The 23,646-nt window shown below is 40.3% G+C and carries 18 protein-coding genes; 5 read left to right on the top strand and 13 right to left on the bottom strand.

Translation table 11 applies throughout. The annotated features are described in order from the left end of the window. Nucleotides 1-4: 4 nt before the first annotated feature. The 5 genes from ACHWSC_RS03810 to ACHWSC_RS03790 form a co-directional block, all read right to left on the bottom strand. Complete coding sequence (locus ACHWSC_RS03810) at nucleotides 5-283, bottom strand: hypothetical protein (RefSeq protein WP_201667068.1); 279 nt, start codon at nucleotides 281-283, stop codon at nucleotides 5-7. A 373-nt stretch (nucleotides 284-656) separates the two neighbouring features. After that, nucleotides 657-3,071 (bottom strand): TonB-dependent siderophore receptor, encoded by a 2,415-nt coding sequence (locus ACHWSC_RS03805; protein ID WP_394675829.1) that lies wholly within the window; start codon nucleotides 3,069-3,071, stop codon nucleotides 657-659. Between the two features lie 123 nt (nucleotides 3,072-3,194). Then, complete coding sequence (locus ACHWSC_RS03800; RefSeq protein ID WP_394675828.1) at nucleotides 3,195-3,911, bottom strand: DUF4198 domain-containing protein; 717 nt, start codon at nucleotides 3,909-3,911, stop codon at nucleotides 3,195-3,197. A 387-nt stretch (nucleotides 3,912-4,298) separates the two neighbouring features. After that, nucleotides 4,299-5,111, bottom strand: a complete 813-nt coding sequence (locus ACHWSC_RS03795; protein ID WP_394675827.1) for an MBL fold metallo-hydrolase — start codon at nucleotides 5,109-5,111, stop codon at nucleotides 4,299-4,301. Nucleotides 5,112-5,187: 76 nt separating this feature from the next. Continuing rightward, a complete protein-coding gene (locus ACHWSC_RS03790; protein ID WP_394675826.1) occupies nucleotides 5,188-6,615 on the bottom strand; it encodes an L-serine ammonia-lyase in 1,428 nt (475 codons plus the stop codon). 215 nt (nucleotides 6,616-6,830) lie between these two features. Between ACHWSC_RS03790 and ACHWSC_RS03785 the strand changes: the two genes are divergently transcribed. Further along, nucleotides 6,831-8,378: a glycoside hydrolase family 10 protein gene (locus ACHWSC_RS03785; RefSeq protein ID WP_394675825.1), complete on the top strand. Its 1,548-nt coding sequence runs from the start codon at nucleotides 6,831-6,833 to the stop codon at nucleotides 8,376-8,378. A 94-nt stretch (nucleotides 8,379-8,472) separates the two neighbouring features. Here ACHWSC_RS03785 and ACHWSC_RS03780 read toward each other — a convergent pair whose 3' ends face one another. Continuing rightward, nucleotides 8,473-10,179, bottom strand: coding sequence for a glycoside hydrolase family 3 protein (locus ACHWSC_RS03780; RefSeq protein WP_201667062.1), 1,707 nt, complete (start codon nucleotides 10,177-10,179; stop codon nucleotides 8,473-8,475). A 330-nt stretch (nucleotides 10,180-10,509) separates the two neighbouring features. Continuing rightward, a complete protein-coding gene (locus ACHWSC_RS03775; RefSeq protein WP_075994519.1) occupies nucleotides 10,510-11,052 on the bottom strand; it encodes a TetR/AcrR family transcriptional regulator in 543 nt (180 codons plus the stop codon). 218 nt (nucleotides 11,053-11,270) lie between these two features. Between ACHWSC_RS03775 and ACHWSC_RS03770 the strand changes: the two genes are divergently transcribed. Further along, the gene (locus ACHWSC_RS03770) at nucleotides 11,271-14,009 is read left to right on the top strand and encodes an outer membrane beta-barrel protein (protein WP_394675824.1); all 2,739 of its coding nucleotides are present in this window, start codon (nucleotides 11,271-11,273) and stop codon (nucleotides 14,007-14,009) included. 36 nt (nucleotides 14,010-14,045) lie between these two features. Here the strand turns inward: ACHWSC_RS03770 and ACHWSC_RS03765 are convergent, their stop codons facing one another. Both ACHWSC_RS03765 and ACHWSC_RS03760 read right to left on the bottom strand, forming a co-directional pair. Beyond that, nucleotides 14,046-14,720, bottom strand: a complete 675-nt coding sequence (locus tag ACHWSC_RS03765) for a response regulator transcription factor (RefSeq protein ID WP_075994521.1) — start codon at nucleotides 14,718-14,720, stop codon at nucleotides 14,046-14,048. Between the two features lie 121 nt (nucleotides 14,721-14,841). After that, nucleotides 14,842-16,278 carry a sensor histidine kinase gene (locus ACHWSC_RS03760; RefSeq protein WP_394675823.1) on the bottom strand — a complete coding sequence of 479 codons (1,437 nt, stop codon included), beginning with the start codon at nucleotides 16,276-16,278 and terminating at the stop codon, nucleotides 14,842-14,844. 119 nt (nucleotides 16,279-16,397) lie between these two features. Between ACHWSC_RS03760 and ACHWSC_RS03755 the strand changes: the two genes are divergently transcribed. Together ACHWSC_RS03755 and ACHWSC_RS03750 are read left to right on the top strand one after the other, a co-directional pair. Next, complete coding sequence (locus ACHWSC_RS03755; protein ID WP_075994523.1) at nucleotides 16,398-17,765, top strand: DUF4270 family protein; 1,368 nt, start codon at nucleotides 16,398-16,400, stop codon at nucleotides 17,763-17,765. A gap of 3 nt (nucleotides 17,766-17,768) precedes the next feature. After that, on the top strand, nucleotides 17,769-18,791 hold the full coding sequence (locus ACHWSC_RS03750) for a Kelch repeat-containing protein (protein ID WP_394675822.1): 1,023 nt from the start codon (nucleotides 17,769-17,771) through the stop codon (nucleotides 18,789-18,791). Nucleotides 18,792-19,273: 482 nt separating this feature from the next. Here ACHWSC_RS03750 and ACHWSC_RS03745 read toward each other — a convergent pair whose 3' ends face one another. From ACHWSC_RS03745 to dnaG, 3 genes are read right to left on the bottom strand one after another with little or no spacing between them, the layout of a single operon-like run. Continuing rightward, complete coding sequence (locus ACHWSC_RS03745) at nucleotides 19,274-20,302, bottom strand: glutaminyl-peptide cyclotransferase (RefSeq protein WP_394675821.1); 1,029 nt, start codon at nucleotides 20,300-20,302, stop codon at nucleotides 19,274-19,276. 30 nt (nucleotides 20,303-20,332) lie between these two features. After that, nucleotides 20,333-20,689, bottom strand: a complete 357-nt coding sequence (locus ACHWSC_RS03740; RefSeq protein ID WP_394675820.1) for a YraN family protein — start codon at nucleotides 20,687-20,689, stop codon at nucleotides 20,333-20,335. A gap of 8 nt (nucleotides 20,690-20,697) precedes the next feature. Beyond that, nucleotides 20,698-22,701, bottom strand: a complete 2,004-nt coding sequence (gene dnaG / locus ACHWSC_RS03735) for a DNA primase (protein ID WP_394675819.1) — start codon at nucleotides 22,699-22,701, stop codon at nucleotides 20,698-20,700. A gap of 80 nt (nucleotides 22,702-22,781) precedes the next feature. Between dnaG and ACHWSC_RS03730 the strand changes: the two genes are divergently transcribed. Next, nucleotides 22,782-23,237: a UDP binding domain-containing protein gene (locus ACHWSC_RS03730; RefSeq protein WP_394675818.1), complete on the top strand. Its 456-nt coding sequence runs from the start codon at nucleotides 22,782-22,784 to the stop codon at nucleotides 23,235-23,237. 157 nt (nucleotides 23,238-23,394) lie between these two features. On the opposite strand, the gene ACHWSC_RS03725 is transcribed toward ACHWSC_RS03730, so the two are convergent. Continuing rightward, nucleotides 23,395-23,586, bottom strand: coding sequence for a hypothetical protein (locus ACHWSC_RS03725; protein ID WP_228280105.1), 192 nt, complete (start codon nucleotides 23,584-23,586; stop codon nucleotides 23,395-23,397). Between the last annotated feature and the right edge of the window lie 60 nt (nucleotides 23,587-23,646).

Below are 23,646 nucleotides of genomic sequence, written 5' to 3'. Positions count from 1 at the left end.
TCAATTACATGTTGAAAAAATAAGGAAGCGAAAAAACTGCAGCTAAGAGTAAGTATAGCCCCCATATTTTCCATCCGTTCTTTGCAAGGAAAGCAAACAGTAAGAGTACTGCCCATAGGAGATAGCCCGTGAAGCAAGCCGTGACAACTACATCCTTTTTCTCAAAAATATGTGTGACCAAGACGTGGAAAGAGAGCATGACAACATAACCACCGATAAATCCGGCTGTAATTTTCAGGAACCGCTGAAAGGGCGTACTGAGGTATTTTTTATTAGCAGGCATATTTTAATCGGTTAGGAAATCAATAATTCAACACAAAGGCTAAATACATACAATCCCACAATTGGGTATAATTTGAAATAGCGATAAGGATTCAATAGGACTACAAGACACATCATGCACATGAAATAGGCAAAAAAAGCAAAAAAGCCCGCGCCAAATCCTTGCATATAGAGAACGGCGCTAAATGGAAAGAGCAGCAGCAAAATGCTCAAAGTGCGCACAAACTTAGTTTGTGCGCACAATTTTCCCAACCATTGTGGCCTAGGGCCAAATTTCACCTTTTTGCTCGTGTTGTAAAAAAGGTATGCTCCAAAGAGTATAACGATTAGTAATGTACTATACATCGATTCTATAATTTATCGAGATCGTTTATTTAAAACTTATAGGTAACGCCCATACGGAAATTACGTCTAGCTTCTACGATATAGGTGTAATAACTAACACTTTCTGTAACACTCGCATTTTTTGCAGTCGTAGAACCTGAGGTCAGCAACTTCCTGTTATCTAACAAGTTATTTACCATCACAGAAATACTATATTTCCCACTTTGATAGCTGATTCCACCATCCGTTCTTATATAATTCTTAAAGTTACTTTCTTTTGTCGTACCAATAGCACGATCGAACATTCCCTGAACGCTACCTGTTAGCCCCAGTCCTTTCAATGGTCCTTGCTGCAAACGGTAGGTTAACCAAGCATTTGCAGTATGTTTCGCTGTATTCGGTGTGATATTTCCGATATTTTCTTCTTTTCCATCTTTCGATATTTTGGAATCTGTCAATGCATAGTTGGCATTAACATTTAATCCCTTGACAATTTCACCCGTAATATCGAACTCTATCCCCTTACTTGTCGTTTCACCTAGGGCGATTTTAAAGAAACTATTACCACCTGCAATTGGATGGTCAAGATCATCTGTTAAAGCATTCTTACGTTTGATTTGGTATGCACTTAACGTAGAAATCCATTTTCCATTACCCCACTCTTTCTTAATACCTGCCTCTAGATCATTACCTCTGACGGGCTTAAAAGCATTTCCTTCCCAATCGGTACCGGCCTGCGGAACAAAAGACTGATCAAATAATCCATACACACTTGTTGATTTGTCTATGGAATAACTTAATCCAACACGTGGTGTAAATGCTTTATCCGTCCGATCCGCTACAGACGTTTTCCCTACAGTTTGGGCTATTGTATAACGCAATCCTAAAGACAAACGTAGTTTTTCTTCCAAAAATGCCATTTCATCATGTACATACAAAGACGAATACGATACCGAGTTAACATAATTTTGTCCCCCTGCCCTTACTTTAATACTTTTGGACCTGTCAGGATTAGGTATTGCCGCTTCCGCGATTCCATAAACGGGATTATAGACATTCAATGGTTTTGTGACCAATGTATCTTTTGCCAGTGGCGAAAAATCACCCCAGAATTTTTTAGTACCAAAGTCAGCACCAGCCAAGATACGATGACGAACGCTACCGGTATATTCTTCTCCTGTAAACGAGAATTGGCCAAATTTGTTTTCCCCTGCTTCATCAGCCATATTATAGGTTCGAGACATGTCACCGTTGGCACGCATCGCACCCACCCACGAACTGGTAGCGATCATTTTAAAATTAAAATAAGCAAGCTGCCCATGGAAATTCCATTTGGAATTTAGTTTTCGATCAAAATATACGTATGCACTATGATCTTTGATTTTATTTGGCGCAAATGAAGGATCTCCTGCAAAAAAATCATTTGAAATACCTGGATCGGCAAAACCTTTTGGCGAAAATGCATAATTACCATTTGACAAGTAGGTAGAACCTTGATAGGTATATTCAAATGTCAATGAAGTTAATGAATCCATCTTGTAAGTCACGACAGGAGCAATCACAATACGGTCACTATAGTTATATTTTGTATAGAAATCCTTCTGTTGACCAGCTACATTCAGACGGTAAAGTAGCTTTCCATCTTTCCGCAATTTACCATCTAAATCAAGAGCAGCACGATACGTACTAAAACTACCTGTATTCAACGTCACAGATCCTTTGGTATTTCCTGTCGGTTTCTTAGTCACAACATTATAGAACCCTCCTGGTTCGCCATTGGCTAACATAAATCCAGCAGGCCCCTTTACGAATTCGATCCGCTCGATCATACTCGCATCTTCGGCTGTAGGTCCCCAAGAAGCTTCGATATTCATCCCGTTACGGAATGCTGGGATCTTAGAGCCACGCATGCGTATATTGGCATATTGGTTGTCCCAATGGCCTTGACGTGTAGCCCCGCTAATATTACGGGTAATACCATCCACAATATCAAAAACTTGCTGATCGGCCATTAAATCAGCAGAAATAACCTGTATATTTTGAGGTAACTCTAAGATTGGTGTTTTAAGACGTAACGATCCGGAGATGCTGTCAAACTTATAATGCTCATAGTATTTACCATAAACCGCAACTTCGTCGATGGCTTGCGATTGGTCTTTCAAGATGATAGGGCCAAGGTTTGTCGTCTCATCATTTACGTTCACCTCCATCGTATGCTTACTGTAACCGATCGCTTTAATCTCGATACGATAAGTTTTGGATGAAAGCTTATGAAAAGCGAAATGCCCCTCACTATCGGTACTGGTGGTCACACCCGTATTAGTTAATTTTACTGTTGCCCCTGTGATCGGTTCAGATTTTTCATTGATAAGAATTCCTTCAATTATTTTGTTCGTCTGTGCCTGTGCAACAGAAAAAACAGAACTAATCATAGGAATAGCCAGAAAGGATAAAGTTTTATTCATGAATGTAGTGTGGTAGATGTTTTTTATAGTAGATATCTTTTAGATATTTTTTTGCAAGGGTCCATTGGTGTTTCCATTGTTTCATATGAACCCTTTATCACTTTGTCTGCGCTGAATCTGCAGTTATTTGATGGTAATAAAAGTTGTACTTCCCTGCCATGCCGAAGCATAGGGTTTTCCTTCATGTTCACCTGCTGTCTCAGCAAACGTGCTTGCTTCCAAAACGTATGGGCCCGACCAGATTGCATCAAATGTCAGGATACCATTCTCGTCAGCAACAAACTCTTTTCCCCAACCAGTAGCCGAAAAAACAGAAACTTTGGCCTGAGGCACAACTTTGCCGAAGCTGGTGATCTTTGCTTGTACGCTTTGTCCTTTTTTTGCGTTAGCCGCACCAAGCAACTCAATCTGCAATGGGCTTTTTACGGTCTTATAATCAAGTGTTGCAGACTTTCCTACGACAACAGGTACTAAGGAAGAAAATTCATACTTCGTTTTGCCGCCGAGATCTTTAGCTGCTTTAACTATTGATAGGAAATAGGTTCCTGCTGTTGTAGGTTGAAATGAACCGCTAAAGTGATCGCCTTTATTCGTCAACTGAAGCTTGACAGGCTCCTTTCCAGGGGCATGCAACATTAATGAGAAGTCCTTCACGTCGGAGTACCATTTGTCGACCTGATCTCTTTCATTCGTTGCAAACTCACCGTAATATACTTTGACCTCATGGGATTGGTTTAACGTCCCATAAGAAGATGATTCAATCCAAAGGGCATGTGCATGACTGGTATGACTACACAGTAATACCGCAAGAAATGTAAAAAATGAAATTAAAATTTTCATAATATGTTGATTGATGTTTAGTTTTCTTCAACTTATTATGGGAGAATTTGCTGGTTTAAGCGAGCTCTACAACGAATAAGACAATAAAATTCGTTATCTTGCAAGTTCTTCCATATCGTATATCGGGAGTAACTGAAACAGCATGCTGTTTCAGTCATCTACATCCAGTTGCCGCTGTATGCAGATTTACGCCATGTGATAGATTGCCGTCTATTACATGGTGTTTTTGTTTCTCTTTGTCCAAATAAGCATACAATGAGTTATTTAGACTGATTAAAAACAAAGCAAATATAACAGGAAATCTTTTTAAATCAACTAATTTTTTTATTTTACAGTATTCTTACGCTTTAGTTGAAGACATACAACGAACAAAAAGAGCGTTTTAAACTAGGAAGAGAGTGCAGAAGAAACTGAAAAAGCTGTTACATGATTCTCTAGCACAACTTTCAGGTCGAATAATTCTGTTTCCTGGTAACGTGTCGCTACATGAAGCTGGATACGTTCGCAGTGTGGTTCGAAAGTTTGTTGCACCAGATCGACCGTATTATTCTCACCGGAGAGGTGAGTTAAGATAAGATGTTTAAGGCGATCTGTTTTATAAGCGTTAAACAGTTCGACGGCAACACGATTTGAAAGGTGTCCCCAACCACTGCTGATCCGGTTTTTCAGAAAATACGAATAGCGTCCTGTACGCAACATTTCCTCATCGTAATTTGATTCCAGAAGCAATACATCCGAATGCTGAATAACATGCTGTACATTTTCACAAGGCCGTCCTATATCCGTCAATACCCCGATATTGTATGTTCCATCTGAAACAAGGAAACTACAGGGTTCTTTGGCATCGTGATATTTGGGAATACCATACACCTTGAGACCTCCAATTTCAACGACTTCTTCCGGAGAGATTATATGGACCAAATGGGACGGAAGATGCAATCGGGTACCATCGTAACTCCCCTTGGTGATATAAACCGGTAGATTATATTTTTTGGCAAATACAGATAGGCCTCTGATATGATCAGAATGTTCATGGGTAATGAAAATTGCTTTGATCTGAGTCGGTAAAAGCCCCAGATTGTACATTCGAAGGTGTATATGTTTGCTGTTGATTCCGGCATCTATCAAAATAGCAGAATCATCTTTAGCCACATAATAACAGTTTCCATTACTTCCGGAGGCGATTGCACAATATTTCATTCGTTTACGCTATTTATAAGAATATATCTATTTTACCGCGTCAAAGATACGAAAAACGAGAAAACTCAGACAGTCATTAACATTCTGGCAAACTCAATGGAATATTGACGGCAAGTCCACCATCTGCTGTTTCTTTATATTTAGCATTCATATCCAAAGCAGTCTCCCACATGGTCTTAACCACAGTATCCAAGCTCACTTTTGCTTTATCTGGATTCGATTGCAGTGCTAACTGCGCAGCAGTAATTGCCTTAATGGCCCCCATAGTATTACGCTCAATACATGGAATCTGAACCAATCCACCAATTGGATCACATGTTAATCCAAGATGATGTTCCATCGCAATCTCGGCAGCCATCAGAACCTGACGCTGCGATCCACCCAGCACTTCTGTCAGCGCTCCGGCAGCCATCGCTGATGAAACGCCAATCTCCGCTTGACAGCCACCCATTGCAGCAGAGATCGTTGCATTTTTCTTAAAGATCGAACCGATTTCAGATGCTGTAAGAATAAATTGGATAATTTTATTCTCACGCATTCCGTCATGGAAAGTGATATAATATTGCAATACAGCCGGGATAACGCCCGAAGCTCCATTGGTAGGCGCTGTAACCACGCGTCCGAAAGAGGCGTTTTCTTCATTTACGGCAAGTGCAAAACAACTTACCCAATCCAGAATATATTGAAAGTTTTGGCCGCCCTCACGAATGGCCGCTACCCAGGACTCGTAATCTTGATAGGTACGTCCCTGCATTAATTTCTTATTTAGCTTGGCTGCTCTTCGCTCAACGTTTAGCCCCCCCGGCAATGTCCCGCCTGTATGGCAGCCCCGGTAGATACATTCATGTATTGTATTATAAATATTCAATACGCCTGCTACGGTTTCACTTTCTTCACGCCATGCACATTCATTTTCAAGGACCAGCTCAGAGATTTTCAGCCCCGTTTTCATCGTCCAATGCAAGAGTTCGTGTGCAGTATCCACAGGGAATGGAAGATCTACTTCAGACAAGACACTTTCCGTATCATTTTCCTGGACCACAAAACCGCCACCTATAGAATAATAAGTTTCGGTAATTGCCCTACCATTGGATAGGAAGGCCTGAAAGGTAACGGCATTGGGATGAAAAGGTAAGCTTTCGGCATATAGAAACAGGAGGTCTTCCTGGTAGGAAAAAGGAATCGTCCGTTCGCCAGCGACTTCCAGTTCACCGACCGCCTTGATATGTTCGACTTTGGGTGTCACTCTATTGACATCAAAGGTAACCGGATCATCTCCACTTAGCCCCAGTAGAACAGCAATATCAGTACCGTGCCCGGCACCGGTTTTCGCCAAAGAACCATATAGCAGAATTTTGACTTGTTCGACTTCATGCAATAGGCCTTTTGACTTGAGCACAGCGGTAAATTGCTGGGCTGCACGCCAAGGTCCTAAGGTATGCGAACTCGAGGGGCCGATACCAATCTTAAACATGTCAAAAACGGATATTTGTTCTTTGCTCATAATCTTTTTTATTGCGGTTAGCTGATCAAGCTATTGCTTTTGTGAAAACCGCATCTAAATTAGCACAAATAAAGTACAATGTTACCTGTATTTGCATTATTATCAATTTGAAAACCAAGCTCAGGTTCTTTTAACAAGTATCCAACAAACATCTTACATTTTTTAGGGAAAAAGTAAGAAATGCTTCCCTATCTTTGTTGGCTATAATTTATAGCATGACGGGAAAAACATATTTATATTCTTTTTTTACCATTGTTATCTGTTTATTTTCGATTAGAACGTATTCCCAACAACTACCTAAGCGGGAGTTTCGTGGAGTGTGGGTTGCAACCATAGGTAATATAGACTGGCCCTCTGTCAAAGCGGGCAATAATGTCGCACTGCAAAAACAGGAGTTTACTGATTTACTGGACCAACACCGCAGCGCGGGGCTGAATGCGATTATTTTGCAGGTGCGTCCTGCTGCCGATGCTTTCTATGCAAAGGGTAGAGAACCCTGGAGTAGATACCTGACCGGAAAACAAGGCCTGCCGCCGTCACCATTTTATGACCCCCTGGAATTTGCGATCAGCGAGGCTCACAAAAGAGGGATGGAGCTACATGCCTGGTTCAATCCGTATCGCGCTTCAACAACATTAAATCCGGCCCATTTTTCGGATGACCATATTACCAAGCGCCACCCAGAATGGTTCTTCACCTATGCTGGCAAGAAGCTTTTCAACCCAGGTATTCCGGAAGTTCGTAAATATATCATTGATGTGATTATGGATGTCGTCAAAAACTACGATGTAGATGGTATTCATTTCGATGATTACTTTTACCCCTATCCTGATAGCAGAAATACACCGGTACCGGATCAGATTACCTTTGGTCAATATAACAACGGGATAGAGAAAATTGACGACTGGCGACGCAACAATGTCAACGTACTGGTACACGATCTTGGTGTTGCCATCAAAAAGATAAAACCTTATGTAAAATATGGCATTAGCCCCTGTGGCGTATGGGACAACAAAGAAAATAATACTGCTGGCTCAGATACCCGTGGTCTGAGTGCTTACCGTGAACTATATGCTGATGGTGTAAAATGGATGCAGGAAGGCTGGATAGACTACATCAATCCCCAGATCTACTTTCCTTTCAAAAATCGCGCTGCAGCATATGAGATCTTAGTTGACTGGTGGCAGAAACACACCTATGGCCGTCACTTTTATGTGGGGCATGGGGCTTATCGTGTTACAGAAAATAAAATAGGCTGGACAGACCGCAGCCAAATTCCCAGACAGGTACGCCACTTAAGAGAGGAGCACGACGTGGAGGGAAGTATTTATTTCAGTTCCAAATCACTCACGGACAATCTTGTTGGACTGCAGGATTCCATGCGAAATGATCTGTATCGTACGCCAGCTTTACCCCCTACAATGCCGTGGTTAGATAGCATCCCACCCAATGCACCTTTCGGTCTTCTGGTTAAAAATTCGGCCAATGGTAAAATGAACACCTTATTTTGGCAAAAACCAGATGTGGCCACTGATGGGGAGTCTGCTTATGGCTATGTGATCTATCGGTTCAACCTCGATGAAAAAGTGAACATTAAGGATCCTGGAAAAATCATCTTTATCACCTTTGATGGCGATAAGCTTCAATATACGGATGACGATATCAAGCAGCATCAACAGTACAAATATGTCGTTACAGCTATTGATCGCATGAAAAATGAAAGTAAGCCATCAGATAGCAGGAGTGCTAACGAAGAAATTTAGAATTTGACAAAAAATGCCTCTTCCTAAATGGCTTTGCTAATGCAATGGGACCATTTTCGGAAGAGGCATCCTGTTTGTGTGATTTTATAATACGTTATTTCCCCTGTCCGTATTTAAATTTTTTGTTGATCGTAACGGGAAGTTTTCCTTTCGGCGTATTTTGCCCCAAAATCGTTTTTACTGCTGCTTTCTGCATGAAGGCATCATTTTGATAAGCCAGCAAAATTGTCTTTGCTTTTTTCGTCGCTTCAAAACCATCCAAAGCATAGGCATTGGTAAATAAGGTCAAGATCGATTTTTTCGCAAATTTCTTCATCAGGCCCTGAACATCTTTATTCAATACCATGGTCGGACGCGGACGAAGTCTCGTGTCATGCACGGCGATAATAAATTGTTTATTTTTCTTGATTTCTTTGGTAATACGTTTGATATCATCCTTACTCATGCTGTCTGTGATGAAATACTGTGTTTCATTGGTCAGCGCACTCGCTAATTCATTCTGGAAAGTCTGATTAGCCGTAATTCCGATATTGATAATAGCGGTAGGTAAATCCTTTTTGAATGATTTTATTTTTTCGGTAGAATTTAATGCTGTGATCGCTGCATTTGACAGTTCGTCAATGAGCTGAACCGCTGAGGCACGATGTAAATCATTGTATAGATTCTGTTGTGCTGTCGCCTGATATTTATCTAAACCAAGCCATAGTTTGGCTGCCAGCACTCTTTTAACACGCGCATCAATATCTGCCTGTGCTATACGTCCCTCTTCAATGGCTTTTAGGATCAAATCGATCGCACGTTTGCTATTCTCCGATACTTCAAGTAAGTCATGTCCTGCGATAATCGCCTGTACGTCGGCTTCTCCATTTGGGAAAAACTTCTTTACGCCTTTCATATCCATTGCATCGGTGACTGCTAGCCCTTTAAAGCCAAGTTCGTTGCGTAAAAGATCCGTAACTACCTTTTTAGAGATGGAAGATGGCATATTAGGTGTATCGTCCAAACTCGGGATGTTCATGTGTGCCACCATGACAGCGGGTGCTCCAGCTTTGATAAGTTCTTTGAACGGATACATTTCCAGGGTATCCAAGCGTTTTTTGTCAAAAGGAAGTTGTGGCAGATCATAATGAGAATCCACATCTGTATCTCCATGCCCCGGAAAGTGTTTAATGGAAGCTAATATACCTCCATCCACCATACCGTCCATATACGCTTTTGCTTTCTGGGTTACATTATATTTATTATCACCAAAGGAGCGGATACCAATTACCGGATTTTTAGGGTTATTGTTGATATCCACATCGGGTGCAAAATTGAAATGCATACCTATACGTTGGAAATCTAAGGCAACCTCACGTCCCATGCGATAGATCAACTGATTATCTTGGACAGCTCCTAAAGTCATCTGATAAGGAAACGACAATGTTGAATCCGGCATGCGCATACCTAATCCCCACTCGCCATCAAAAGTCATCATCAAAGGTACTTTGGACAGGGATTGATAGCGATTGAACATATCGACATGACGTACGGGACCGCCCTGAAAAACAACTAGACCACCCAAATGTTCGTCCTGTATCACCTGAGCTACCGAGTCAATATACTTCTGCCCTAGATTGGTGTGTGCTCTAACCAAAAATAACTGAGCGACTTTTTCTTTTGGCGTCAAGGTATTGAATACCGCATCTACCCATTCATGCTGGGAGTTGATGTATTTCACAAAATCTTTTTTGTCCTGAGCTTTCAAAAAAGAAATTGTACCGACTAATGCCAATATTCCCAGACCGAGTTTTTTGAACATAAATTAGTTTGTATAATGTATTTAAAATAGAAATACTAAGAACGTTATTATTTTGGACAATATGAAATTGTTTTTGCAACAATTTCATATAAACATGCATAAAACAGCAATTCATTAGCATACAAAGCTGAAACATACCGCATGCTAATTGGTGGAAGCAATAATAACACGATGAAGCCATTCTGTGCGGCGGTAAAATAGCGAATAGTAGCCATCTCGGACATTGTTGTTCCCAACGATTACAGTGAATTAGATTTGTTGGCACAATACAACAACACCATAAGTGCGGAAACGACATTTTGGAAACAGGCTAAAAGCTTGCCTTAAAATCTAAATCAGATGATACTTTTTCTCGAGAAAGAGTGTCAACTCCATGGTATTTTCGAGTTCTCCAATGGCCTCTTTTTTCCATAGGGTATCGATTATCAGCAGCAAAAATTCTGTCTCAAACTCAGGACTCTCATAGCCCAGCTCTTTAAAAGCACGATGAATAATAGGCTGAACAGGTTTCATAAATTGTTCATGCTGCTGTTTGGAAAACGGATGATGAGACAAACGCTCCTGCAATCTCCAGAATATGGGTTCTGCACTGACCAACTTGCCTGGGAGGTTTATCATCGTGCGCAGAAATTCCTTCGGTTCACGATAAGTCATCATACCACGGTGATGCGTAAGAACCTTACGATAACCTGATTTAATCAGATAAACCAACAGAGCGTCTTTATTCCCAAAATGTTTAAAGATTAATGCTTCGGAGACTCCTGCATTTTGGGCAATCGTTTTGGTAGAGGTATTCGTATAGCCTTGATCTGAAAAAAGCAACAATGCTTCTTTCATAATACGCTCTTTTCTACTCAAAACACTTTCTTTCATCTTCTATTTTTTTTATCTATATCCGCATATCACTAGATCGTTATACGGATTTGTTCAGTTGATTTTACAATTCTACTGCAAATATATCTAATCTTTCCATTCACTTGGGGTTATTGTAACTAAAATGATAATAATTCGTAACAAATAGTGCCATATTTTTGGGAAATAAAATTATATAACCGTCAACAGCACATTAAAACACATTTGTACCTCGACCGATGAAGACCAAACTTTGGAACATTTTGATCTTTTTTATCTGCTTATTATTGGTTACAAACGCGCAAGCCCAACAATATATTACGGGCAAGTTGCTCGATAATACGACTTCGCAGCCTATCAGAGGTGCAAGCATCACCATTATCGCGGTAAAAGATTCCAGTAAAGTACAGGTTCCTACAGATATTTTGGGCAGGTTCAGCAGCAGCACACTTCCCAATGGAGATTATCTAGTCAGTGCACAGCCGATGGGCTACAGCATGGATATTCGGCGTGTAAAACTAATCGGCCAAACAATCGATCTAACGTTTAAACTCACTAATGCCGAAATTGTACTGGATGAAATTAACATTTCTTCGAGCAGTATACAGGTTAAAGGGGATACACTTGAATTTGACACCAAGAAATATGTCACACAGGATTTTGCAGATGCCGACGAATTGGTAAAACAGATTCCCGGCGTTGAAATTGATGACGATGGCAATGTAAAAGCACAGGGAGAACCTGTCAATAAGATTATTATTGACGGCAGGGAGTTTTTTAGCACCGATCCGAAGGTTGCTTTAAAAAACCTTCCGGCTGATGTTATTGCTAAGATCCAAATTATCGATGACAAAACCGAGCAGGCCAAGTTTAGTGGTTTTGACGATGGAAAACGTATGAAAGTGATCAATATCGTCACCAAGCCCGATAAAAGAAAATCATATTTTGGCAAGCTCTCTGGAGGAGTAGGTCCCGACCAGAAATATGCTATAAATACCCAGGTGACCAAAATGAATCCCAAACGTCAGTATGCTATCGACATCAATACCAACAATGTCAATCAGCCCAACGGCTTTGCTCCACGTGGAAACACAAGAGGACGTACCGGACAGGGAGTGACAACACGCTTCAACGCCGGGTTCAACTATTTGGATCGTTTTTTCGATGACCGAATGGATTTCAATGCGAATTACACGTACAACTACACGGACAATAATATCCTCAGCCAAAGTAAAACAGAATATACAGCAGGCAACCGGGCCAACCAAATCAACAATCAGAATCAATTAAACAGCACCTACAGCAACAATCATGCTCTCTCTATCCGCGCAAACTGGAAGATAGATTCTATTCAAAAACTGGACTTTCAACCTAATTTTTCCTATCAGAGTAATGACAGGAATACAAGTTCTACAGGCAATACGCTATTAAATCTTACAGAAATACTTAATAGCTCTGATCGTAGGAACAACAGCTTTGGAGAAAATTTCAACTGGGGAGGAGACCTCACTTACATGCGGAGGCTCAACAAACCGGGGCGCACGATCAGTTTTAATTTCAATGGTTCATTTAGCAGCAACAAGAGCCATGCTGAAAATTTCGCACTGAATTCCTATTATAAAGATGGTCTATTTAACCGGGTCGATACCGTCAACAACAGGAATTACTCCATTGGTGATAATAATGGTTTTCGCTCAAAGATAGCTTATACCGAGATGCTTGGTAAGTATTCACGGCTGCAAGGGAATTATATTTTTCGGAATACGGCACGCTATTCGGACCGCAAGACCTATGAATTTCTGGCTGAAACAGGCCAGTTAGGTGAATTAAAAAACCGTCTTTCCAATGAATTTCGTAATGATTTTGTTTACCATAGCGGTGGGCTCTCCTACTTATTTAACAAAAAAGACAGTATAAGATTTCAGATTGGCGTAGATTATCAGACGGCTTCACAGGTCAATGATAAATTATTTCCCAATACACTGAACACAAAAAGCCACTTCAATAGTCTGCTGCCCAATCTAAACTTCCAGTATAATTTCAATAAGGATACACGAGTCGAGTTTCGGTATAATGCAAAGACAAACACTCCTTCTATCGAACAATTACAGGATTTTATAGATAATCAAAATCCACTACGCATTAGCTCGGGGAATCCGGATCTAAAGCAAGAATATGACCATAACCTTGTGGTACAATTTAGATCAATCAATAAAGGTTCGGGCAGAAGTTTTACCTCCGACTTTACAGCAGATTTTATTGAGCATAAAATCTCCAATACCATTTTCACCACAGATTCAGCCTTTACGATCACAGCGGATGTTATACTCGGTCCAGGTGGGCAATACATCAGGCCTGAAAATTTCAATGGTGTCTATAACCTCAAATGGCAAAATAGCCTTGGATACCGCTTTGAACCATTGAAACTTAATTTCAACCTAAACAATAACCTCTATTTCAACCAGAATTACACCTTATTGAATCTGGAAAAAGTCAATGCGCAAACCTACGGCCTAAGTCAACGGGGCGGTGTAAACACGGCATTCAGCAAGGATATCATCATCGGATTGGATTACAATGGAAACATCGCCTTCTCCAAGAACTCCGCAAGCGAGAAATCGAATTATTCGGTCTATAAACATACCATTGGCAATTCCATTGCATTGACCTTGTTAAAAACATGGACGCTCAATTCAACATTCAACTACCTTTACAATGGCAGCATTCTGAATTCACCAAGTACAACAAGTTTGTTATGGAATGTCTCTATAGGCAAGAAATTGTTCAAGCGTAGGAATGCCGAAATCAATCTCACGGTTTTTGATCTATTTAATGACAATAAAAACATCAATCAGCAGGTCAATGATCTTTGGGTACGAGTTTCGCAATCCAACGCTATAACGCGCTATGCCATATTAAGTTTTACCTACCATATCCGGGGGCTTGGCGGAAAAGGAGAAATGAAAACCCGTCGTTAATATGCACCATCATCGCCAATCCACGTGGAACACCTCTCAATCGACGGTAAGCATGTAGCCCACTCCTCTGACATTGATAATCTTGATGCGATCATCCTGACTGAGGTATTTCCGTATACGGCTGATGAACACATCCAGACTCCGTCCCGTGAAATACTTATCATGGCTCCAATAGGCTCGCATGATATCCTCCCGCGGTATGACTTTATCTTTTTGTTCATACAGCTTCCGCAGCAGTTCACTTTCGCGGAAAGACAGCTTAAGTACCTCACCCTGATAAGTCAACTGATGTTTTAAGCTATCGAGGCTATAGTCTCCTATCATCAGCTTTTGGCCGAATAACATCTTAGGACTATTTTTCAACAAGGATTCTATCCGCACAACGAGCTCTTCAATCTTAAACGGCTTTTTGACATAATCGTCCCCGCCCAAACGAAATCCCCTCACAACATCCTCTGTCTGCACTTTGGCTGTCAAGAAGATAATGGGCACCTGCGTATCTGATTCGCGTATTTTTGTCGCCAATGTAAAGCCATCCATGACGGGCATCATGACATCGACGACCAAAATATCTGGCCGAGCCGCGGTAAATGCTTCCAAAGCTTCGTGACCATTACTGCAATGGGTAACATGAAATCCATTAGCTTCCAGGCTATCGGCAACGATCATTCCGAGACTTGGCTCGTCTTCTACATATAAAATTTCAATCATAGGGTTGTCATTCAATCAAAATATATTTCGGCCTTGTTTCAAAGACATCTTTCGGATAAATCAGCCTATTTACTGCGCTATAAAAATCCCTATTTCCGCTCAGAAAAATAAATAATGCTGTTTATTCGTACGGTAATCGGATATTAAAGGTACTTCCTTTTTCCAGTTCACTATCGACGGTAATCTTGCCATCGTGCCTTTTTACCACCTGCTTGACATAAGCAAGCCCCAAACCAAAGCCCTTTACATCGTGTAGATTACCCGAAGGAACCCGAAAGAACATATCAAAAATCTGATTATGGTATTCTGAAGGAATTCCCTTACCATTATCTGTAATACGAATATGGACATTTTCTTTCATTTCCTTTACTTCCACTTCAATATAAACCTGCTGCCCAGCGTATTTTATCGCGTTTTCCAGTAAATTATTGATCACATTCTTTAAATGGGCTTCGTCGCCATTGATCCGTATTTCACTTGGAACAGCAATAAGCTTAAAGCCCACTTGCTTAGTTTTATTCAGCTGAGCAACTTCAATGGCTCCCTTCACCATGGCGACAAGATCAAAGTCAGTACGTTGCAAAACAATGCCCCTTGATGCATCGATATCCATTTGAAGTACTTTTTCAATCATATTGGACAGATGTTCCAGTTCTTTTTTGGAGATATTCAGATAGCGATTCATCTTTTCCCTATCATCCTGTACACCATACAACTGTATCGCTTCTATGGCTGCCATAACCGTAGATACCGGCGTTTTGAGTTCATGTGTCATGTTATCAACGAAGTTCTTACGCAGCTCGGCCATCTTATTTTGGTTGAGAATGGTTTTCATCAAATAGAAGAACGTCCCGAGCAGCAGTCCAATCAAGAGCAGTGAGATGAGCAGCTGCCAGCTTAAGCTATACAGCAGATACTTCCAATCCTCCTGAAACTTGATCACAAGAAATTCATTTTTTAATGGGTTGACCATCATGGGTCTCGTCCAAGCAAGATTTGCTTCGCGGTACTTGCGGCGCGCATCTTTGATTTGATCGTGTGGAATCGTGACAATAGCCATTTCAAATGGCACTGATATGCTTTTATTGCTCAAGGATTCTTTAAACTTTCTTTCGATTAAATCCAGATTGGCTTTGTTCATCTCAAAGTCCCGGAACAGAAAGGGCGGGATAATTGCGCCTTGCCCTTCGCGGTCTTTGGGAAACATTTTCTCCCGTCTGTTGTGGCTCTCGCGATCAAATCGCTCGTTTTTAGGTCGTTCGGTGTTTACACGTTGTAAAGCCTTATCCAATTCAGCAGCGGGCACTAAAGCCGAGAGCTCCCGTTTTACATCTTGCAGGAGGCGATTCCGATCAGCCTCCGGCCCATCTAACTGCCGATCACCATTGCGCGCTTGGTATGCCTCCTGGACCGCATTGAAGAGCGAACGCTCAGCGGTAGAAAGAAACAGGTCGCGACGATTTGTATAACTTCCATAAAGCCAAATCCCCAGTACTACAGTAATTCCTGCCCCTATTAAAACGATCAAACTGATCAGTAATTTAAATCTTCTACCCATAACTAAAACAAATTTAAATTACTAGATTTGCAATCGCTGTGGTAATTAACCATATTTAACAAAATATAACACTGATTAACAGTTCGCATTGATTACTTTTGCACTATTCAAAAATTAATATGATTAAAGACTTTAAGAGACGTAGTATTCAACTTTTACTTCCACTTTTTACATTGGCCGCTTTTGTTGGTTGTAATAAAGACATTTCGCTCTCATTGGATAGTTCAAGAGATGAAACAATCGGTTTAGTACCAATTGATACGGTTTCCGCCAAAGTTTCGACTTATCAATTGGACGATATTCCGACTTCCTCTACTGGAACAATGCTCGTTGGAAAGAACAGTAATGCTGTTACGGGCAGTATGAAGTCTACCGCTTATATGCGCCTCGGAGTAGGAACAATAAGTAACGCTTCTATTCCAGATGACGCTACCTTGGATTCTGTGACTTTGGTATTAACACCAAACAAATATTCTTACGGTGATACAACGAAAGTACAAAAGATATCGGTACACCGTGTAACGGAAGAAATTACGCAAACACAGATTGATTTAACCAAACCGGTTGATGAACGTCCTGTTTTTGTCACTTCAGCGGCAATCTTCAGTAAGCAAAAGTTTGCCTATGAAAATACGCCATTGGCAGAACTTTCCTTTAAACCACGTATACAATCAGCAGATTCATTATTCTTTAGATTCAACAGTACCATTAGCAATGAGCTATTTACGATGATCAAAAATAATGACAACCGGATTCAGAACAGCACAAGCTTCCAAGAGTATTTCAAAGGGTTGGCACTTGTTCCTGACAACGGCAACACGGCTTTGATCGGTTTTAAAGACACTGTATTTCTACAAGTTCACTATTCATTCCTGAATAATGAAGGAACGAAATCTGTTGGTAAGCAATATTTTTCCATTGATAACAAGGCCTATCAGTACAATCAGATTGAAGCAGATCGCTCTGCAACAAAGTTTGCGCCAATGAGCTTAAAAAATCCTCAAATTGCGAGTCAACAAACTGATGGAAATGTATTCTTAGAAGGCTCAACGGGTGTTGTAGCAAAAATTGAGTTTCCAACGTTATTAGAATTGGTGAACAATCCATCAATTGCGATTAATAAGGCTGAACTTGTCATTGAAGTCCCTAACGGAGCTTCCTCGATTTTTGATCAGCCTCAGAGTTTGGTCTTAATGGTGGCAAGTAATAATGGAAATCCGATTAGTTTGGTAACTTCACCTTATTCGACAACAACACAACAAGCAACATTAGTGCGTGGAAATGATTTTGGCTCGAATGGAACATATACATTCAATCTGATTGAATATTTAACAAAAATTAAAACAACAGCATACAATAATACTTCATTATATCTATCTTTACCGACATCGGGTTTGTTTTCAACTGGAAATAGGTTAATATTGGCAAAAGATAATGAGAATGATCCGAAAATTAAATTAAACATCCTTTATACTAAATTTCAATAATTTATGAACAAGAAAAATTGGCTACTCGTTTTATTAGCTTTTGTATTTACAGTTACAACTTTCTCTTCTTGTAAAAAAAGTGACGACAGCGAAGACAAATCAGACGAATGGTTTGCAAAAGCTGCTTTTAAAGGCCCACAAACTTCATCTGCTGCTAGCTTTTTGATAAATAATGTTGCATATGTTACTACTGGTCTAGCAAGTAATGCTGGTGGTAAGCCATTTCGTGTGAAAGACACGTATGCATATGATGCAGCATCAGATACATGGGCTGAAAAAGCGCCTTTCACAGGTGTTGAGAGAAACGGTGCCATCGGTTTTTCCATTGGTAATATCGGTTATGTTGGTGGTGGAAATGACGGAACAAACAACCTAACAGATTTCTACAAATTCGATCCTACAGCTAACGACGGAAAAGGTGCTTGGTCAAGCATTGCTCCACTTCCTATTGCTTTATCAAATGCAGTAGCTTTTACGTTAAATGGCTCTGCTTATGTTGGAACAGGTGAAACTGTCGTTAGTGGTGGAACAACAAATACCAATGAGTTCTACAAATATGATCCAGCTGCTAATACGTGGCAAGCAATCAGTGATGCTCCTTTTTCAGCGAAAAGAAAAGCAGCTTTCTCTTTTGTTGTCAATAATGTAGCCTATGTAGGTGGTGGTATCTCTAACGGTTCTTACCCAAAAGATTTCTATAAATTTGATGGTAGCAAATGGACTAAATTGAACGATCTAAACAGAGCAGATGATTCATATACTTACGATTTGACTCGTTCAAATGCTTCTGCTTTCGCAATCAATGGTACTCCATTCGTTGTTGGTGGTTACAAAAATGCAGTAATCAACAGCACATGGAAATATAATATTTCTGGTGACTACTGGACAAACGACAACGGCGCTTTCGCTGGTTCAGCACGCCAAGATGCTGTTGGTTTTGCAGTAGGAAACAATGGTTTCATCACTACTGGACTTAATGGTTCATCTCGTTTTGACGATACTTGGATGTTTACTCCGATTTATTAATCGAAATAAAATCAATATAAAGAAAGGAATGGAGTTTCAAACTTCATTCCTTTTTTTTGCTTCAAATATTTTGTTTCTATTGGTTAAAAAAGATTTCTAGCTTCCTTTTATGGCTGTCTGCTATAGCGAAATCAGTCATCAATAATAGCATACATCCAGCTGCTATTTACTAATATATGGCAACTCTCTTGTTCTTCATTAATTGAGGCGCACCTGACGAGATATCTGCTCGTCATAATGTTTCATTCTCTCCATGCAATTTTAAAAGCTTCCGATACAGTTTTAAAACCGATTTGTCTCAGCCCCGGGGCCGCTAGTATAAAAAAGATGGAATTGAAAACCTCACATGATAACATCCATACTTCAAAGAAGAATGGGGGCACAATAAAAAACCTTGTCAGATGATTCTGACAAGGTTTCCATTTTATTCGAATATGCAATACTGTCGCCCTCACAAAGAAGGATCAAGATCTGAAGTTCGTTTATTTTTCAACTGTCTTGATCTCGAATAATGTATTCCATAACTTACCTGTTATAAAGAGACGCTTTCCAGCTTCGTCGTAAGCAATTCCATTCAATTCATTGTCATAAGCGGAAGTATGCTCATAGATACCCACAAGATTAATCCGTCCTTCTACCGCTCCTGTTTGCGGATTGATTATAACAATAACATCTTTCTGATAGACATTTGCGTAGACTTTGCCGTCTATATATTCCAGTTCATTAAGTTCATCCACTGGCCCAGCTTCATCGTAAACTCCGATAGCGTTTAGCTCCTTACCGGTCGTTGCATCTAAAAAGAACAATTTATTGGATCCATCAGACTTTATCAAATGCTGCCCGTCGTAGGTCAAGCCCCAACCTTCTTTACTATTTTCATATTTAAAGGAATTTTCCTTTACAAAAGAGTTTTTATCAAAAACATATCCCTCTCCTTGTTGCCACGTTAACATAAATAACTTATTACCTACCAATGTCATTCCTTCGGCAAAAGTCTTTTCATCAAATTTGATTTCCTTGAGTACTTTACCTGTTTTTAGGTCGACCTTTCTCAAGTTTGACTCACCATAACGGCCATTAGATTCGTAGAGAATACCATCAGCAAACTGTAGCCCTTGTGTAAAAGCTGTCGTATCGTGCGGGTATTTGTTGACAACCTCAAAACCATAGTTCTTCGCATTTTCAGGTACAACATAAAATGTACTTGAAACAGAATCGGGTTTTCCAGCATTGTATACCAAGGCGGAAATATTACGTGTACCATAGGCCATGTCTTTGGTATCCACCGTAATTGCCGTAGTATCAGTTGATGACCCCACATGTTTATCATCGACAAAATAAGCGACAGAATCCATTGATACTGATTCAAATTTCAATTTCAACTGGACTTGAGCACCTTTTAAAACAGCTTGATTTGCTCCAGGGGATGCAAATTCCAAACTTGATTTTTTTGACTTACAAGAAGCAAAAGCTAGCGCTGCAATTGCCATAAAATAAGTGATTTTTCTCATTTATATATAATTATTTATAAGTACGTATCCTTAGCTATCCCAAAACGCATCTTTGATATAGTTGAGTACTGTTTTGGGGGATCTTGTTATTGCGACAACATCAAATCTGACTTCACCGACATAACCTGTTTTAAGGATATAAGCCTGTGCTGCACGAATTAGCAATCGCTGTTTTTTGCGATCTACAAATTCGTAAGGTTCGCCGAAATCCGTTCCCGACCGTGTTTTTACTTCAACGAATACCAAGGTATCCCTGTCCACGACAATCAAATCTACTTCTAAATTCTTAAATCGCCAATTTCTTAACACTATTTTATAGCCTTGCTCCACGAGGTATTCCATGGCCATTTGCTCACCCCATTCGCCCGTTTCAAGATGCTTGGCCATATCAAGTATTACTTAACAATCGTATTTCCCAGAAAGCCTCCCAAGAGCCGTTCGGCTTCTTTAAGTTTCTGATATTTAAAAATAAGGACTTCTAGGTTTGCCACATCTTGTTCATGTTTCATTTCTTCACGAATATGATGCATTTCCGCCTCAATCTTACGTTTCTTAATCCGATAAATCGCTGTAACAACAAGTTGTTTTAAATGCTCATATTCTTGCGTTACATAAATTTTACGCTTATCGTCATTCCAATTTTCGCTGAGCGAATATTTGCTGGCAACACTATTAATCGCCAAATCGGATATGGTTGTATCCGAATTCGAATAAAACTGCTTGGCATCTGGAATTTCGTAATTTTCTGCAGCATCTCTATAGACTTTTAAAATATAGGCCGCAGCTTTATCCTTAAATTCGATGTCGCTGATATTTCCCAGTAACAGTCCTGCAACGGGAATATCCCCATCACCTTCCCAGGTTGCCAGATAATCCCCATAGTTGATTAGAATACGGACAATCTCTCGTTCCTGAAGAATTTCCGAAGTCAGTTGTACCGGTTGTTCGACATTCTCCATAGGAGCTACTCCCCCTCTTTCATCATCTGTCATGAAGAAATCCGGAGGTGGACCATCCATCCCAAAGGGTGGCATCCCTGCATTAGGCGGCGGGCTCTGGGGTTTACGAGCGGCATCCTTATCCGCCTTCTTTGCCCGATTGAGCCTAATCTTGTTGAGTTCAGCCAATAAAATGCGCTCTTCGATATCCAAAAGGCTGCTACATTCCCGGATAAAAACAGAAACCTTAATTTCATCGGGAATCAATGCAATACTTTCGACCACATCACGGATTACCGAAGCCCTTTTTATTGGATCGTTACTGGCATCGCGAAGCAGAATATTCGTTTTGTAGAAAATAAAGTCCTGCTGATTGGATTTGACATAATCTTTAAAAGCCGTGGCACCAAACTTTTGAACATAAGAGTCGGGGTCATTACCGTCGGGAAAAAGCAGCACTTTAACGTTTAAGCCTTCTTCGAGCAGCATATCTGTACCGCGTAGGGAGGCTTTGATCCCTGCTTCATCCCCATCATAAAGTATGGTCACATTTTTTGTGAATCTGGAAATAAGCTTGATCTGACCTGTTGTCAAAGACGTTCCCGAGGAGGAAACAACATTTTCGACTCCAGCTTGATGTACCGAAAGAACATCGGCATAGCCCTCTACCAAGTAGCAATTATCCTCTTCCATAATTGCTTTTTTGGCAAAATTCAATCCATACAGCACATCGGATTTATGGTAGATTTCGCTTTCGGGAGAGTTTACATATTTGGCGACCTTTTTATCCGTCTTTAGTGTCCGACCACCAAAGCCAATTACACGCCCTGTCAGGTTATGAATCGGAAACATGACCCGGCCACGGAAACGATCATATAAAGATTTATCATCACGTTCAATAGCCAAACCACTTGCAGCCAAATAATCTGGGTGAAAACCAGCTACCTGTGCTTTATCGACCAATGCAGTCCATTCTTCAGGCGAATAGCCCAATTCAAATTTTTTGATGATATCCTCCCGGTAGCCACGCTCCTTGAAATAGTTGAGTCCGATGACCTGACCCATTTCAGTTTTCCAGAGTTGTTCGGCAAAGAATTTACTGGCCCAAGCACTCAGGACATATAGACTTTCCCGTTTATCCTGCGCCGCAAGCTGGGCCGGAGAACGTTCGATTTCTTCAATTTGAATCGAATATTTATCGGCTAAATAACGGATGGCTTCCGGATAAGAGAACTTTTCCAGTTCCATGACGAATTTAAGGGAATCTCCGCCAACACCACAACCAAAACACTTATAGATACCCTTTGAAACAGAAACGTGGAAGGAAGGCGTCTTTTCATGGTGAAAAGGACAATTTCCAATCAGAGAAGTTCCCCGTTTCTTTAAATCAACGAAGTCCCCCACCACCTCTTCTATCCGTGCTGTTTCCAGTACTTTATCAATAACTTCCTGCTTTATCAAACCGTTTCTTTTTTAATGTAAAATTAGAATAAATCTTTTGTATCTCCACTACGAAATGGTATTGGGATCAAGTGATTTTGATGAATGATTATCAAAAACAGCGATTTGCAGATAACATTATCCAAACATTGTATAATACTGTATCGGGCAAAAAGATTGCATTCTTAGGCTGGGCATTCAAAAAAGACACCAATGATACGCGTGAATCTGCAGCGATTTATGTTGCAGATTATCTATTGAGTGAACAAGCTGAAATCACGGTCTATGATCCCAAAGTGTCTGCTGAACGCATCTATGCCGACCTAGATTATCTGAATACGCGCTCTTCGGAAGAAAATCGAACTTTGGTAAAGGTTGTCAATACCGCCTATGAGGCTTGCAATGATGCACATGCAATTGCAGTATTGACTGAATGGGATGAATTTAAGCATTATGATTGGGCCAAAATTAAGGAGCATATGAAAAAACCTGCATTTGTGTTCGATGGCCGTAAACTATTGAACCGTAAGGAACTTGAAGACCTTGATTTTAAATAGTACGCGATAGGCGAGTAATCAATATATAGATAAAAAGAACCCTCAGCATATAGTCGCATAAGTGTATGCAACTATAACTGAGGGTTTTGTTTGTGCCTGTTGTCAACGCGTAAGGAAAGAGAGATGAAACACAAGCGATGCAACAGGACTTTTTATCTTAATTATTCAGCATTCCATAAAACTCATTCATGTAATAAGATTCTTGGAGTGCATCTCTGAAATTCTGCCATTGTTCTTCATCAAATGAAAATACGATATCTGGATAAGGTGTTTTCATAATCAACCGAAATTCACCATCTGGGAATGTGCTAAAAAAGAGCTCATCACCATTACTTTTCGTAATATTCAAGAAATCGAAGAATTTATTCCTCGTAAATGTCAGTACAAAACTTTGTTGCCAGATATAATA

Origin of the sequence: uncultured Sphingobacterium sp. (assembly GCF_964277905.1) — a bacterium.
GTDB classification, from domain to species: domain Bacteria; phylum Bacteroidota; class Bacteroidia; order Sphingobacteriales; family Sphingobacteriaceae; genus Sphingobacterium; species Sphingobacterium siyangense.
The sequence above is the reverse complement of the archived record's forward strand: the minus strand, read 5'-3'. Positions and strand labels throughout refer to the sequence as shown.